The following is a 15,224-nucleotide window of genomic DNA, read 5'->3' on the forward strand; positions in this document are numbered from 1 at the left end:
TCCGTTTTCTATAGTCTTTATATTTACCCACTTCTTTGTGGACGTGTTATACCTGTATATCCTGTACCCGCTTGCTCCGCTTACCTTCGTCCAGTTTACTCGTACCGCGTCAGTTACGCTGGTATACGCACTTTTTGCACTTACCGTAGGCACTGTTTTCTTTTCGGTATAATTTGTCTTATAGCTGTATGAACATCTTGTGCATTTATGCAGCGTATAACCCTGTGCTGCGTAGGTCGGCGCTGTTACCGTGGTTTTACAGCTATGCCCCAGTGCAGGTATTGCCTCTGTATACTTTTCTCCGCAGGCGCAGGTATACGTTCTTTCTCCCTTTCCTGTACAGCTTGCCGCTTTCGTTACCTTTGACGTATAGCTGTGGGTATGTCCGCTGCCGTTTACGGGATAGGTTTTCAGATCCGGCATTTCATCTAAGGTAATTACATTTGTATGATTGTAAACCTTATTCCACATATACGATTCAGTGTATTTTTCTGAGATAGAAGTTCCGTTTGAACAGAAATCTCCTCCCCAGACGCAGAACCAGCTCCATACCGTTCCTGAAGAAAGCGCCTTATCAATATCAAAAAGACAGCCGTTTTCAGTCAGCGCTACTACCTTATTTGTATCCGTATATTCAGCCGCCTCCAGGAATTTATAGGACTGAGGATTATACACATGATTTCCAGGATAAATATCTTCGCCGATTATATCTACATATCCATCGCCGGGATACCACGATTTATCCTGACCGTTCCAAACCCATATAAGATTATCAAGTCCGTATTCACCGGTAAGCTTATCGTACATCGTTTTCCATAGCTTAATATACGGCGCAGCTCCGTCAGAACCCCACCAGAACCAGCCTCCGCTTGCCTCATGCAGCGGTCTGAACAGTACAGGAACATCGGCATCCTTCAGCTTTTTCAGCTGAACGGCTATAGCGTCTATGTCCTTCATAAGCAGATCATATCCCTCAGGATCGGAGCCGTCCATTATTCTGGAAAAATCTATATTAAGGTTATCAGTATAAAAGCCGCCCCACCATCTGGGATTTCCGCTGCTGTCCGTTCCCGATTTAAGATACTTGTCAGGAGCGTTCCAGTGCCAGCAAAGCTCTACTATTCCGCCCGCATTTGTAAATTCCACTGCGTTTTCAACGGTTTTGCAGCTATCGCCCTTTGAAACCCTTGTGGGAGTATATCTCATAAGATCCATTCCCAGTATAGCAGGAGTTTTTCCGGTAAGATTTTTTATTGCCTTAAATTCATTTCCGTTCAGTCCGTCGTCACAGGTCTGTCCGGAGATAACGTTTTTACCGTAATTATCAGCAATAAAGCTCATAAGGCGCTTTGCCGAATCAGAAGCGGACGGATTTATAAGTGCCTTTGATACATCATAATAATCCCTGTTGGAGTTTTCAGAGCCGGTAATTATCAGACAGTCAAGATTGATATATCCCCAAGACGGAGTAACCTTTATACTGCGGCTTCCCTTGGTAAGATATACCCTGTTGATAAAGCCGTCGCCAAGCGTTCCTTTGCGTGAATAAAACTCGCCTATTCCCTCTCCGTCAACGGATACATAATTATATTTATCGCTTCCTATCCCGCTGCTTCTGAAATTAAGATCGTAAAAACCGTTTTCAGGTACGGATACCGTAAAGGTACAGCTTCCCGAATTTTGAAAGATCACATATCTTCCTCCGGAATATGACGAGCCTGATCCTGTTTGAACACCCGAAAGCTGAGCGTTTTCAGCCTCATACTTCAGGCTTACGTCTGCCGAAGCGAGCGTCGGAGCAGGCGCAGACGTAACTGTACACAGTGCCGCACACAGCATCGAAAATACTTTCTTTGATATACTGTTCATACTAATTACCTTCCTTAATGTTTCTATAGATATTTTATCATAATTCAATAATAAAGTAAACCTTACATTGCAGTTATTCTTAATATTCTACAATTAACAGCTTAAACCGATTACAGAAAAGGTTTTCGGTATCAATAGTATACAATTGATAAAATAAGAAAACAAAAAGTCCGCACTTAAAGCACGGACTTTATCTTCTGATAAAATTTACATCGACTATATGTAATTAATCAGCCTTAGGAGCCTCAACCGGGCAGGTGCCTGCACATGAACCGCAGTCAATACAGGTTTCAGCGTCAATAACAGCCTTTCCGTCTTCCATTGTAATAGCTCCTACAGGGCAAGCGTCAACACAAGCGCCGCAGCCGATGCACTCATCACTAATCTTATAAGCCATGATAGTATACCTCCTCAATATTTTAAGAACCAATTTAAGTTCCTATACTAATATAATATCATATTTTCTGAAAAATGCAAGTGCTTTTCTGATATTATCACAATTTTTTCATAATATTTCGTCAGAATATCAAGCGAATATCTTATCCGTCAGATCTTTCCAAGCTCCTCCTGACTGAGAAGATGAAAGCCACCCTCAGCAAATGCCGTAACAGCCTTGTCATTGCTGTCTACTCTCAGCACCAGATAAGCTGTTTCTTCCTTTTCGTTTATAAAAGCTGCATACATATACTCAACGCTTATATTGTCCTTATAAAGCGTATCCATAGCTTCGGCAAGACCTCCCGGTCTGTCGGAGATCCTTATAGCAAGCACGTTGGTTATAGTAACGGAACAGCCTGCTTCTTTAAGGATCTCAAGCGCCTTGTCTGCGTCATTTACAATAAGCCTTAAAATGCCGAAATCCTTTGTATCGGCAATGCTCATCGCCCTGATGTTGATATTATTATCTCCCAGCAGTCTTGTTATAGCAGACAATCTGCCGGGACGGTTTTCTACAAAAACTGATAATTGCTTAACGGTCATAATAAAACCTCCCTCAATTTTTAGTTATTTACTGGTCAGCTGTAAAAAGCACCCACAGATCCTTCTCAGCCGCAAGTCTGAAAAAAGGTATCGAATCCTGAAGATACTCCCATGAATACTCAAGATCCTCGCCGCTCAGCTCATCGGGATAGGTTTCGTCGATTTTACTATAGCCTTCCCTGAACTGCTTTTTTGTCAGTTTTACAAGCCGGCTGTAAAGCTCCCTGACCATAGACGGACTTTTTGCGGTTATTATATAATCGTCGTACTTATCCCCGTCGTAATAAAGCAGCTCGCCGCCGAGAACTGCTCCGCCAAGCGGATAGCTTTCGCAGTCAAACGAAAGCGTTCCATCGGTAAGACTGCGGTGGATCGCGTCCCACGCCTTGTCAAGCTCCGCTGTGCGTTCGGGATATTCCTCGAAATATTCCTCCTCAAGCTCGTCGGATATATACTCCGGTCTCTGCGCCATAGGCAAAGCTCTTATATGCTTTACAACGTCCTCAGGAACTGCGAACAGAACTCCGAGACAGCTCATTTACATACCCCTCCGATCTGAAAGTCCGGCTAAACCAGCTTTCTCTTATCAATAACCCTTACTGCCTTGCCTTCGGAGCGGGGTATAGATTTAGGCTCTACAAGCCTTATCTTTGCCTTGATCCCCAGTATGGAATGAATATCGTCGGATATTTTTCTTTCAAGCATTTCAATAGAGCTTATCGTATCGGACAGCATATCGTCCGAAAGCTCAACCCTTATCTCAAACGTATCGGAATTGTTTACTCTGTCAACTATTATCTGATAATTTGGAGTCGCCTTGCTTACCTTAAGAAGCACGGATTCAATCTGCGACGGGAATACGTTTACGCCCTTTATTATAAGCATATCGTCGCTTCTTCCCATAGGCTTTGTCATTTTAACAAGAGTTCTGCCGCAGGAACATTTTTCTCTTGAAAGAATACATATATCCCTTGTCCTGTATCTCAGCAGAGGGAAAGCTTCCTTTGTAATGCTTGTAAATACAAGCTCTCCCTTTGATCCTTCCGGAAGCACCTCTCCCGTATCAGGGTCGATTATCTCCGCAATAAAATGATCCTCGTTGATATGCATACCCGTCTGCTCCTCGCATTCAAAGGATACGCCCGGGCCGCTGGTTTCGGTAAGACCGTAAATATCATAAGCCTTTATTCCCAAAGATCTCTCTATCTCATGACGCATTTCCTCCGTCCAAGGCTCAGCTCCGAATATTCCTGCCTTAAGCTTTATGTCCTCAGGCCCGTAGCCCATATCATGCAGAGTTTCACCTATGTACGCAGCATAAGACGGAGTACAGCATAGTATCGTCGAACCAAGATCACGCATAAACTGTATCTGCCTCTCGGTATTTCCCGACGACATCGGCAGCGTAAGGCAGCCTACCTTATGAGAGCCGCCGTTAAGTCCCGGGCCTCCGGTAAAAAGTCCATAGCCGTAGCATACCTGGCAAACGTCTTCCTTTGTTCCTCCTGCCGCTGTTATCGCTCTGGCACAGCAGTCCTCCCAAAGGTCAATATCGTGCTGGGTATAAAACGCAACGACTCTCTTGCCTGTAGTTCCGCTTGTGGACTGAATCCTTACGCAGTCCGAAAGCGGCTTTGCAAGCAGACCATAGGGGTAAGCTTCACGAAGATCAGCCTTTGTAAGAAAAGGCAGCTTATGAAGATCCTCTATTCCCTTTACGTCCTCAGGAGAAACGCCCTTCTCCTCCATAAGCTTCCTGTAGTAAGGAACGTTATCCCAGACGTGTTTTACCTGAGCCGCAAGACGCTGGCTCTGAAGCTTTTTCATGTCCTCTCGGGACATACACTCGATTTCCTTGTTCCAATAATTCGCCATTGGAATCAACCTCCTGTAATTGTTTACTGAAATTCCCGTTAAGCATAAACGGTTGTGCAGATTTCTTGTTTCGTCGGCAGGACTCTGCAAATACAAAACTCAATAACCTCCGAGAAACGATTCTCTCCAAGCAGAATCCTAAGCGCCTTAAGCTTTACGGCAATTTCAATATATATCGTACTTGAGCTTTCGGCTGACAGCTGTTTACGGTTCAGCTCAAAGCTTCTCCTCCAGTCCGAACATATCGTTAAGCAATCTTATTCCGCTGTTGGTCCTGAATACCTTGTCCCTGAATTTAATGACGCTTTCCTTTGAAAGCCCGTCCTCATAGGCATTGACAAGAAAGTCAGCCTCAAGAAGTATCTGCCAGTCAAGTCCCTCAACATCTGTATATGTATGATGATGAGCTACAAGAAAGCAGACTCTTTCTATACATTTCTTAGAATAGCCAAGCTCCGACAGCATATTCCTTGCAGGCTCTGTTCCCAGTTCCTGCTGCAAGTCCCCTCCGCATACTCCCTTGCCGTATTTCTCCTCCGCCGGCTTTATCCCTATATCGTGAACTATTGCCGCAGTATATAGGATATCAGCAGTATATTCGTCAAGCAATTCGATTTTGGCTATCGTTTTTGCAAACGAATAAACCTTAATGAAATGCTGGATCCTTTTTGGGTCGCCGGAAAAATACCTGGTCATTGCCGCAATAAGGCGTTCATTGTGAGTATCCGAAAATATATTATACAGCCTATTAAACAAATTCATACCGTATGAATCTCCTATTTTACTGCTCTTCCCAGTTCAAATGCCTTTTTATTCAGCTCAAGGAACTTAGGAGGAACACACTGCTCAAGAGCAGACTGCCATACGCTTTCGTCAAAGGACATTTTTGTTGAAACTACGCCCATCAGAACTACATTGGAAGCCTTTGCAGTTCCTGCCTGTTCAGCAAGAGAAAGTGCGTCAACAGCGGTAACGTCGATATCCTGAGCTTTTATCTTTTCAATAATATTTTCCGGATACTGAGCTGCACCTGTTATTACTGGCATAGGGTCGATCTGCTGAGTAGAAGTAACAAGATGTCCCCCCTTTTTCAGATATGCAAGCCATCTTGCCGCTTCAAGCTGCTCAAAGCTGATAATTATATCCGCTTCGCCCTTGTTTACGACCGGAGAGCAGACCTCGTCGCCGTACTTGACGTATGTAACAACAGAGCCTCCTCGCTGACTCATTCCGTGAACCTCGCTTACCTTAACGTCGAAGCCCTGAGAAAGCAGAACGTTTCCTATTATTCTCGACGCCAACAGCGAACCCTGACCGCCGACTCCGACTATCATTATTGATTTTGTTTCCATTATTTACACCTCATATTATTAATTTAATTACCGAACAGGATCTTTCCCAACGCCGTTCCCAGCCAGACACCCAGCAGACAGCCTGCTATGCTGACAAACATATACAGCAATGCCGCTCCCGTTCTTCCGTTCTCTATAAGCGACAAGCTTTCAAGGGAAAAGGCTGAAAAAGTCGTAAATCCTCCGCAGACCCCCGTTTTAAAAAACAGAGTCTGATTTTTATTAATCGTACCTGAAGCGGCAGCTCCTGCAATAAAACCGATTGCCAGAGCGCCAAGAAGATTCACTGTAAGCGTAGCAAATGGCATATCACCGCGAAAGGGAATCAGACCCGTCAGATACCTTAAAACCGCGCCGACCGCTCCTCCGGCAGCAACGGCAAAAATTGATATAAGCTTCATGGTTTATCCGCTCCTGTATTTATTACCGGCTAAGATCGATCAGTCTTTTTCATAAAAACGCCTGATACACGTTTTATTATTCAAAATCTCGCTGCGGCTGTATCTGATAACGCATAATATCAGCCACCATTCTCCGGTACTGATCGGTCAGCAGCTGATCCTGGATAGGGTACTTCTGCTGAAGCTGAGATAAAACATACTCAACGTTATGCTCGTTCAGCTCAAGTCCGGAAGAAAGCTCTACCGCATACTGATAGCAGTCGGCGATCAGCTTTTTATTGCTGAACATTCCATATACGCTTTTCAGTTCTCTGTACTGCTCCTTTGTAAGCTCATGCCCTTTTTCGCAGTTATCGCAGAAGATAAAATAACCCTTGGTTCTCCAGAAAACAGGGATATAGCATATATGCACCTTGAAAACCACTCGTCCAAGATAATAATGAGCAAAGCTGCGGCAGTTCTGACATACCATAACTCCTACCGAAACATCTCTTTTCAGCTTATCTCCCCAGCCGTACATTATTATCATATGTATAATACCTCCCCACTATATTTTAAACTGTCTGAGCCTTATTCCGTTATAGCTCCCGGCCTGCACATTTCAGTACAGATTCCGCAGCCTACACACTGAGTATGGTCGATCACGCACTTTCCGTTATGTATGGAAATTGCCGGACAGCCTATCTTCAGGCACTGCTTACAGCCAACGCACTTTTCCGTATTTACTTTGAGCGGCGGATTATGCTTTACATATTTAAGCAATGCACATGGACGGCGTGAGATAATTACGCTCGGCTCGTCCTTTTCAAGCTCTTCCTTTATTACTGCTTCCGTTTCAGCCATATGGTAAGGATCGACAACCCTTACGCTTTTGATACCGATAGCATGACAAAGCTCTTCAAGATTTACCGCTGCGGCAGGATCGCCCTTAAGGTTCTTGCCTGTAGTAGGATTCTGCTGATGACCCGTCATTCCGGTAATTGAATTATCAAGAATAATTACGGTAGAATTGGTAGCGTTGTAAGCAATGTTTACAAGTCCCGTCATACCGCTGTGCATAAAGGTAGAATCGCCGATAACCGCTACCGACTTCTTTTCAGCGTCTTTTCCTCTTGCTTTATTGAAACCGTGAAGTCCGCTTATTGAAGCGCCCATGCATATTGTTGTATCCATAGCGCAAAGCGGGGCAGCCGCGCCGAGGGTATAGCAGCCTATATCTCCCGAAACCATTACGCCCAACTTTGAAAGGCAGTAGAACAGTCCCCTGTGAGGACAGCCTGCGCACATAACGGGCGGACGTACCGGAACAGGCTCGCTGAATTCCTGGCTTTCTGCGGCTTCTCCCAGTATCTTTTCCCTTACGATAGCCTGGGAGATCTCTCCCATAAGACTGAATGTATCCTTACCGTGAACATTAAGACCTATCTTTCTGCAATGTGTTTCAATAACGTCGTCAAGCTCCTCTATAACATAAACCGTTTCGCACCTTGAAGCGAACTCCCTGATTATATTTTCGGGAAGAGGGTTTACGATACCGAGCTTCAGGTATGACGCCTTTGTTCCAAGGGCTTCCTTTGCGTACTGATAAGCCGCACCGCTGGTAATAACGCCTATTCCTGTATCGTTTATTTCAAGCCTGTTAAGCGGAGAGGTTTCCGCATATTCCGCAATTGCCCTCATTCTTTCTTCAACAGCAGGGTGACGGCGTATTGCGTTTCCCGGCATCATAACGAATTTCTGAGGATTTTTCTTATATTCTGCAAGCTCATGCTCCTCCCTATCGCACAGTTCAACCGCCGACTGGGAATGAGAAACCCTTGTTGAAAGCCTTACGATAACAGGAGTATCAAACTGCTCCGAAAGATCAAACGCCGCTTTCGCAAACTCCTTGCACTCGGAGGAATCCGACGGCTCAAGCATCATGACCTTTGAAGCGATCGCATGATGGCGTGAATCCTGCTCGTTCTGAGAGGAATGCATTCCGGGATCGTCCGCAACCGCAATGACCATACCGGCATTTACTCCCGTATATCCCGCGGTATAAAGCGGATCGGCGGCAACGTTAAGACCGACGTGCTTCATTGCACAGAAACTTCTCGCACCCGCTATAGAAGCGCCCAAAGCTACCTCCATAGCGACCTTTTCGTTCGGCGCCCACTCTGCGTAAACCTCGTCATATTCAGCAACCTCTTCGGTTATTTCCGTAGATGGCGTTCCAGGATATGAAGAAGCGATCCTGCAGCCCGCCTCATACAAACCTCTGGCCAGCGCCTCGTTGCCAAGCATAAGTTTTTTCATATAAAAATCTTTCCTTTCGTAAAATGCGACGTCCCTGAACCGAAACGGCAGCTAAGACATCTCACGATAAATTTGTTAAAATACAACAACTGTCCTTATCAATAAAAATAATTATACCATAATAATAGACAAAAATCAATTGCTTTTTCCAAAAAAAACGGTATTAAGATATTTTTTATGTTTATAACCGTCTTTTTTTCAGAATTCATGCTATAATAATTATGTTTACATAATTCAAGTTTAAAATTTTCAGTTAACAAGCCGGCGCTTTAAAAAAACTGCACATAATAAAACGGTGCGGCTGAATTAATAAATTATTATTGAAAGAGAGGCGTTTTTGTTGTATAATAAAATTAAGCATATGGATTTTATTCTGATAATTTTTACCGTTCTCGCCTGTACCGCAGGTATCGTTCTGGTATTTTCCCTTGTCGATACAAACTCGTATCAGAAAATATCTTACGGCATCTCAGCTTCACTGTGGATAACAAAGATCGCAGCGGTGATATTAGGACTTTCCGCAATGTTCGTTCTCTCTGCAATAAAAATAGAAAAGATCACTAAACACTGGAAGCTGATAGGCGCAGCGGGAGTATTATTTACACTGCTTACGTTTACGCCCATAGGAACCGGTCCGTCCTCAGCAGACGACCGGGCATGGATCAGTCTTTTCGGCTTTACTGTTCAGCCTGCCGAGGTCCTGAAGCTCTGCTTTATTATAACCTTTTCGGTTCACATAACACGGGTAAGAGAGCATTTCAACAAGCCGCTGACAGTTCTGGGACTTCTCGCTCACGCCGCCGTTCCTTTGCTGATCGTATATTTACAGGGAGATCAGGGTACAGGCGTGATTTTTATCATGATTGCAGCAATAATGATGTTCGCAGGAGGACTTAGCTGGAAATATATCGTTTCGGCGCTTATTCTTTCTCCGGTAATACTCTGGGCGGTTTGGAAATGGGTTTTGCTGGAACATCAGAAGCAGCGCATAATGGTACTTTTTAACCCTGAGCTCGACCCGCTGGGTACAGGCTATCAGCAGTCGCAGGGAAGGCTTGCCCTCCAGAGCGGCGGACTTTTCGGCAAAGGACTTTTTTCCGGAGACAGCAAGGAATTTATATATGTTTCGGAATCACAGAACGATTTTATCTTTTCATATGCAGGTCAGACCGCAGGCTTTATCGGGTGCGGTATAATTATACTGATACTTTTCGCTGTCTGTTTAAGGCTTGTAATTGACAGTTCTAAATGTACAAAGCCGGGAAGTCTGGTATGCGCAGGCGTATTTGGTCTGATTTTTTCCCATACATTTATAAATATAGGCATGGTACTGGGATTTATGCCTGTTATCGGCGTTCCGCTCCCCTTTTTCTCGGCAGGCGGAACGGCAATGGTCACAATGCTTACGGGAATAGGTCTTGTTCAAGCATCGCTTAAATCGGAAGGCTGTAAAACGCCGTCCCAATAATTACTGCAAAAATACTCTATCGGAGGTAAAGCAAATGAGCGTTAACACATTAGACAGAATATATACGGAGGACAAAACAGCCCTGCAAAAAGACAGGTATTCAAAAGCCGCTGCGGAATTTGAAAAGCTATTTAAAACCGCACCCGAAAGGTTCTTTTCAGCACCCGGAAGAACAGAGGTCGGAGGCAATCACACCGACCATAATCACGGACGGGTGCTTGCCGCAGGAGTTTCTCTGGACGTTATTGCGGCTGTTGTTCCTTCCTGTGACGGAATTATAGAGGTAAAATCTGAGGGTTTTCCGGCAGATACCGTAGATATATCAGACCTAAAGGTTCATGATGAAGAGAAAAACTCCTCGGCTTCTCTTATAAGAGGAGTTGCCGCAGGCTTCGCCAGAAACGGTCACAAGATCGGCGGCTTCAAAGCGTATACTACGTCAAATGTGCTTAAAGGCTCGGGACTTTCTTCCTCCGCCGCTTTTGAAGTGCTTATAGGTACTGTACTCAGCGGACTGTATAACGAGCATAGTGTTTCCGCCGTTGAAATTGCTCAGATCTCCCAGTATGCCGAAAACGTATTCTTCGGCAAACCGTCGGGACTTATGGATCAGATGGCTTCGTCGGTAGGCGGTTTTATTACTATTGATTTTGCCGATCCGTCTAAGCCTGTAATTGATTCTATAGCTTTTGATTTTGCAAAAAGCGGACATTATCTGTGTATCGTTGACACTAAGGGCAATCATGCCGATCTTACTCCCGAATACGCCGCCGTTCCCTCAGAAATGAAAAAGATCGCAAATCACTTCGGAAAGGATTTCCTAAGGGAGCTTTCAAAGGAAGATATAATGCAGAACATTGCAGCGCTTCGTGAAAAATACGGCGACAGAGCCGTTCTTCGTGCGCTTCATTTTATGGACGACAACGAAAGAGTAATTAAGGAAGCCAACTCTCTGAAAAACGGAAGCTTTGATGATTTCCTGAAGCTTGTAAAAGAATCCGGCAGATCGTCGTATATGTATCTGCAGAACGTATACGCTTCCTCAGCTCCTGACGAGCAGGGACTTTCAACCGCTTTATACATAGCCGAGCAGGTTCTCGACGGCGAAGGAGCATTCCGCGTTCACGGCGGCGGCTTTGCGGGAACTATTCAGGCGTTTGTTCCGGAAAGCAAGCTTGAAGCTTTCAGAAGTGAAATGGAAAAGGTATTCGGAGAAGGCTCCTGCTATGTGCTGTCAATAAGACCTGTCGGCGGCACAGAGGTTTTAATCCAAAAGTAAGGCGTGAGAAATGCTATGAAAAATCCTTTAAGCCGTCCGGGACAGTTTTTAAAAAAATTAAATGATCCTCAGCCTAAGCTTAAAATCTCCTCCTGCGGAGAAATACTTATAGACGGACTTCCCTTTTCATTTACCGTTGCAAGCGCCGGCTCCGCTTCTGATAAAGGACTTGTAGTATCCTTTTCTGGAGAAGCCGTTGACAAGGGAATTGTTACATTTGAAAAAATAGAAGCTGTAACAGCTTGCGGACAGACGGCAGAAAAAACCGAGAAAAATCCTGAGTTTATAACCAAGAAAGACGGTAAAAGAATTTATCAGACCCGATTTACAGATCTACCTATCCCTGCCGCTGCGAAGAGTCCGGGCTTCCGCTTAAAGCGCAGACGTGAGGATTTTTTTAAATCCGTCAGCTCCGAGATCGCCTTTCGGACCGTACCTCATTATTCGCTTAGCGAAGAATGTGAAATCATGATAACTGTATATCCTATTGCAGCTCCGCTTAACGGACTTTCTGTTATCTGGAAAAGCTGTACGTCCGACAAAGACTATTTTACTCACCGAGACATGAAATGACATATTCTTGATACCCGAAGGAGGACGCCTGCATACTCAGGCATAATAAATAATATGAGAATGAGAAGAAAAAAGCACCTTGAGGAACGGCTCGAGGAATGCGGCAGTTATATTATCTATATGGACCGCGAGGACAGAAATTATCAGGTAAAGGATACGGAAAATCTTCTGGATTTTAATAAGCTTTTCGGAAACGAAAATCCTGTTCATCTTGAAATTGGCTGCGGCAAGGGACAGTTTGCCTGTGAGATCGCCAAGCGCAATCCGGGAATAAATTATCTTGCCGTTGAAAAGTCAAGCAACGTTATCGTTGACGCCGCAGAGAAGGCTATCGCAGAGAATATCCAAAATCTAAGGTTTATGCGCGGCGGCGCTGAATATCTGGAATGCTATATTCCAACGGGATCTATAGGAATGATATATCTTAATTTCAGCTGTCCGTATCCTAAAAAATCCTACGCCGCCCATCGACTTACTCACAGAAACTTTCTGGCAATTTACGAAAAGCTTCTGGCAGCAGGCGGAGAGATCCATCAGAAAACCGATAACCGACCATTCTTTGAGTTTTCCCTGGAGGAATTTTCTCAGAACGGCTGGATCCTGAAAAATATATCCCTTGACCTGCACAACTCAGATTTTGAAGGAAATATCGTTACCGAATATGAAAAGCGTTTTTCACAGGAGGGATTTCCTATCTACAGGCTTGAGGCGTATAAGAGGACAGCTGATGAATAAAAAATTCAAAGTCAAAAATATAATTATACTGATTCTGGTTGTGATAATTGGTTCAGGGTTTGCGTATGAATATTATATGAGAAGCAGCAGCCGTTTAAAATCTCTTCTTGAGGATAACCTTTCAGATTTTCAGGCGGCTTCGGCAGTTCTTTCCGACAATTCGGATACCTCCGGTACTGTTTCAGATCTGATTGAAAATTACAGCGGAGATCCTGAGATATGCGATATTTTTACAAGACTTCAGGACAATGCCGGGGTCACTTCAGTAAGCGTAAATAAAAACTATACAGGCGCTGTTATGATCGAATTTGAAATCAATAACAGAAGCTATGGAATTTCCTATATATCCGACGTAAACTCATTTGCATCGGAGGAAAGCTTTGAAAAATACTTTCTTGCCGATAACTGGTACTCCTTTGATACGGATACCGCTTTATAAAAATAAAATGCCGAAGCTTAACGCCTCGGCATTATTATTATTTTGTTTTCAATTATCCCTTTACGGAACCAAGAGCAACACCGCGGATAATAAACTTTGAAAGGCAAAGGTAAACAATAACTACAGGCAGAATAGCTATTACAATATAAAGATTGAACAAGCCTGCATCTGTTTCCAAAGGTCCTGCGTTACGCATTGCCGAAAGCACAAGAGGAACTGTATACTTGGACTTATCGTCAATAATAAGCCTTGGCATAAAGTAGTTGTTCCAGTTTGTTACAAAGGTGAAGATCGCCTGAACCGCAAAAGCAGGTTTCAGAATCGGCATTACAATTGAATTGAATGTCCTAAATTCACCGCAGCCGTCGATTCGCGCCGCCTCAACAATTTCAAGGGGCAAAGCAGAATCCATATACTGCTTCATGAAATAAAATACAGCAGGAGCAGCAATAGCCGGAACTATAAGCGGTATGTAGGAGTTTGTAAGACCCCAGTCCTTCATCAGACGATAGAAACCGATAGCGGCAGCCTGAGTCGGAACCATCATTATAATCAATATGAATGTAAATGCAAATTTTTTCAGCTTAAAATCGTAAACATGGATAGCGTAAGCTGTGAGCGCTGAAAAATAAATTGAAAGCACTGCTGAAAGCCCTGAAATTATCAGGCTGTTTTTCAAAGCTCCGAATACGCTTCCGTAAGCAGTAGAGGTTTTTGAATTAAACAGACTTGAAAAGTTCTTGCTGAGAAGATTGCTGGGAACCCATTCAATACCTGACTGAACCTTACCTCTTGTAGCGTTGATTATAAGAAGGTAAAACGGAAACAGGGATACGATCACAAGCAGTATCAAAACTAAATATGCAATTATTCTTCTTACTAAAAGCTTAGTACGGTCATTGCTCTGACCTACAACATCATTTGACATCGGCATATATTTTACCCCCTTTTCGCTTTCTTCTTTTTCTTCTTGCCGTCGCGTTTATCGTTTCCGATAAAGTTAATAGCAAATCCAAGAACTGCGGATACTATGAAAATTACAACGCATATCGCAGACGCCAGACCTACGTTTGAATCCTTTCGGGTCTGGATCTCCATTACAAGCGTTCTCGCCGTTCTTATACCTCCGACGATAGGATTTCCTTCATCGTTTGTCAGAAGCGCCGGAACATCATACATCTGTAAGCCGCCTATCATAGAAGTAACAAGTACATAAGACAGCAGTGGCTTTATCAGAGGAATTGTGATCTTCCAGAAAGTCTGAGTCGGATTTGCTCCGTCTATCTGAGCCGATTCGTACAATGAGGTATCAACACCCATTATCGCTGCCATAAGCAGTATAGTCGTATTACCGTACCATAAAAGGAAATTGATAAATCCAATTATTCCCCTTGTACCCCATATCGAATTTAGAAGCGTATCCTCTCTTCCGGTCAGATTACATACCAGATCATACATCGCTCCGCCCTGATTAAAGAGAGAATAGAACATGAACGCAATAGCAGAAGCCATTATTACATTCGGGAGATAAATTATCGTTTTGAAAAATCCCTGCGCCTTGATCTTCAGTCTAAGATCTGTAAACCATGTTGCAAGCAGGAGTGAAACCGCGATCTGCGGAATAAAACCTACCAGCCAGATAACGATAGTATTGCCGAAGCTGTGGATAAGAGTTCCGCTTGTATTAAAGATTTCCTTGTAATTATCTAATCCTGAAAACTTAATCTGCTCTTCAGCCGCTACGACCTCTGTTGTCCATCCGCCGCCTATAGAGCCGCGGTCTATAACATACTCATGAAAGCTGTTATAAAACGTCTGAATTAACGGATACAGCGAAAATACTATATAAACTACGAAAAATGGTATTAGAAAGATATAACCCCATTTTGCATAGCTTACGCTTTTTTTCTTCATAAGACATATCCTTTCTAAGCAAAATCAGTATACTGTGAAA

At 43.8% G+C, this 15,224-nt stretch carries 17 protein-coding genes; 5 read left to right on the top strand and 12 right to left on the bottom strand.

Annotated features, from left to right (window positions below):
• From ACYQ0H_RS10970 to iorA, 10 genes are all read right to left on the bottom strand, one after another.
• Positions 1-1,869: glycosyl hydrolase (locus tag ACYQ0H_RS10970; protein ID WP_459812881.1), on the bottom strand; the 1,869-nt coding region annotated here is incomplete at its 3' end.
• 226 nt (positions 1,870-2,095) lie between these two features.
• Entirely contained in the window at positions 2,096-2,266 is a 171-nt protein-coding gene (locus ACYQ0H_RS10975; protein ID WP_459812882.1) for a DUF362 domain-containing protein, read from the bottom strand.
• A gap of 149 nt (positions 2,267-2,415) precedes the next feature.
• Complete coding sequence (locus ACYQ0H_RS10980) at positions 2,416-2,850, bottom strand: ACT domain-containing protein (RefSeq protein WP_459812883.1); 435 nt, start codon at positions 2,848-2,850, stop codon at positions 2,416-2,418.
• A 28-nt stretch (positions 2,851-2,878) separates the two neighbouring features.
• Positions 2,879-3,388: a DUF1877 family protein gene (locus tag ACYQ0H_RS10985; RefSeq protein ID WP_459812884.1), complete on the bottom strand. Its 510-nt coding sequence runs from the start codon at positions 3,386-3,388 to the stop codon at positions 2,879-2,881.
• 29 nt (positions 3,389-3,417) lie between these two features.
• Complete coding sequence (locus tag ACYQ0H_RS10990) at positions 3,418-4,725, bottom strand: phenylacetate--CoA ligase family protein (RefSeq protein ID WP_459812885.1); 1,308 nt, start codon at positions 4,723-4,725, stop codon at positions 3,418-3,420.
• A 216-nt stretch (positions 4,726-4,941) separates the two neighbouring features.
• On the bottom strand, positions 4,942-5,487 hold the full coding sequence (locus ACYQ0H_RS10995) for an HD domain-containing protein (RefSeq protein WP_459812886.1): 546 nt from the start codon (positions 5,485-5,487) through the stop codon (positions 4,942-4,944).
• Positions 5,488-5,501: 14 nt separating this feature from the next.
• Entirely contained in the window at positions 5,502-6,077 is a 576-nt protein-coding gene (locus ACYQ0H_RS11000; protein WP_459812887.1) for an indolepyruvate oxidoreductase subunit beta, read from the bottom strand.
• A 23-nt stretch (positions 6,078-6,100) separates the two neighbouring features.
• Positions 6,101-6,478, bottom strand: a complete 378-nt coding sequence (crcB, locus tag ACYQ0H_RS11005; protein ID WP_459812888.1) for a fluoride efflux transporter CrcB — start codon at positions 6,476-6,478, stop codon at positions 6,101-6,103.
• A gap of 76 nt (positions 6,479-6,554) precedes the next feature.
• Complete coding sequence (locus ACYQ0H_RS11010) at positions 6,555-7,007, bottom strand: zinc ribbon domain-containing protein (protein ID WP_459812889.1); 453 nt, start codon at positions 7,005-7,007, stop codon at positions 6,555-6,557.
• Positions 7,008-7,048: 41 nt separating this feature from the next.
• Positions 7,049-8,776, bottom strand: coding sequence for an indolepyruvate ferredoxin oxidoreductase subunit alpha (gene iorA / locus ACYQ0H_RS11015; protein ID WP_459812890.1), 1,728 nt, complete (start codon positions 8,774-8,776; stop codon positions 7,049-7,051).
• Positions 8,777-9,116: 340 nt separating this feature from the next.
• On the opposite strand from iorA, the gene ACYQ0H_RS11020 reads away from it, so the two are divergent.
• The 5 genes from ACYQ0H_RS11020 to ACYQ0H_RS11040 are packed head-to-tail and all read left to right on the top strand — an operon-like array spanning position 9,117 to position 13,270.
• On the top strand, positions 9,117-10,244 hold the full coding sequence (locus ACYQ0H_RS11020) for an FtsW/RodA/SpoVE family cell cycle protein (protein ID WP_459812891.1): 1,128 nt from the start codon (positions 9,117-9,119) through the stop codon (positions 10,242-10,244).
• 34 nt (positions 10,245-10,278) lie between these two features.
• Complete coding sequence (locus ACYQ0H_RS11025; RefSeq protein WP_459812892.1) at positions 10,279-11,523, top strand: galactokinase; 1,245 nt, start codon at positions 10,279-10,281, stop codon at positions 11,521-11,523.
• A gap of 15 nt (positions 11,524-11,538) precedes the next feature.
• Positions 11,539-12,096 (top strand): hypothetical protein, encoded by a 558-nt coding sequence (locus ACYQ0H_RS11030; protein ID WP_459812893.1) that lies wholly within the window; start codon positions 11,539-11,541, stop codon positions 12,094-12,096.
• A gap of 54 nt (positions 12,097-12,150) precedes the next feature.
• Positions 12,151-12,831: a tRNA (guanosine(46)-N7)-methyltransferase TrmB gene (trmB, locus tag ACYQ0H_RS11035; RefSeq protein ID WP_459812894.1), complete on the top strand. Its 681-nt coding sequence runs from the start codon at positions 12,151-12,153 to the stop codon at positions 12,829-12,831.
• Positions 12,824-13,270 carry a hypothetical protein gene (locus ACYQ0H_RS11040; RefSeq protein WP_459812895.1) on the top strand — a complete coding sequence of 149 codons (447 nt, stop codon included), beginning with the start codon at positions 12,824-12,826 and terminating at the stop codon, positions 13,268-13,270. Before trmB ends, ACYQ0H_RS11040 begins: the two co-directional genes overlap by 8 nt.
• Before the next feature lie 52 nt (positions 13,271-13,322).
• Here ACYQ0H_RS11040 and ACYQ0H_RS11045 read toward each other — a convergent pair whose 3' ends face one another.
• The gene (locus ACYQ0H_RS11045; protein ID WP_459812896.1) at positions 13,323-14,204 is read right to left on the bottom strand and encodes a carbohydrate ABC transporter permease; all 882 of its coding nucleotides are present in this window, start codon (positions 14,202-14,204) and stop codon (positions 13,323-13,325) included.
• 5 nt (positions 14,205-14,209) lie between these two features.
• Positions 14,210-15,184 (bottom strand): carbohydrate ABC transporter permease, encoded by a 975-nt coding sequence (locus ACYQ0H_RS11050; protein ID WP_459812897.1) that lies wholly within the window; start codon positions 15,182-15,184, stop codon positions 14,210-14,212.
• Positions 15,185-15,224 lie beyond the last annotated feature (40 nt).

It is taken from the genome of Hominimerdicola intestinalis, assembly GCF_054655215.1.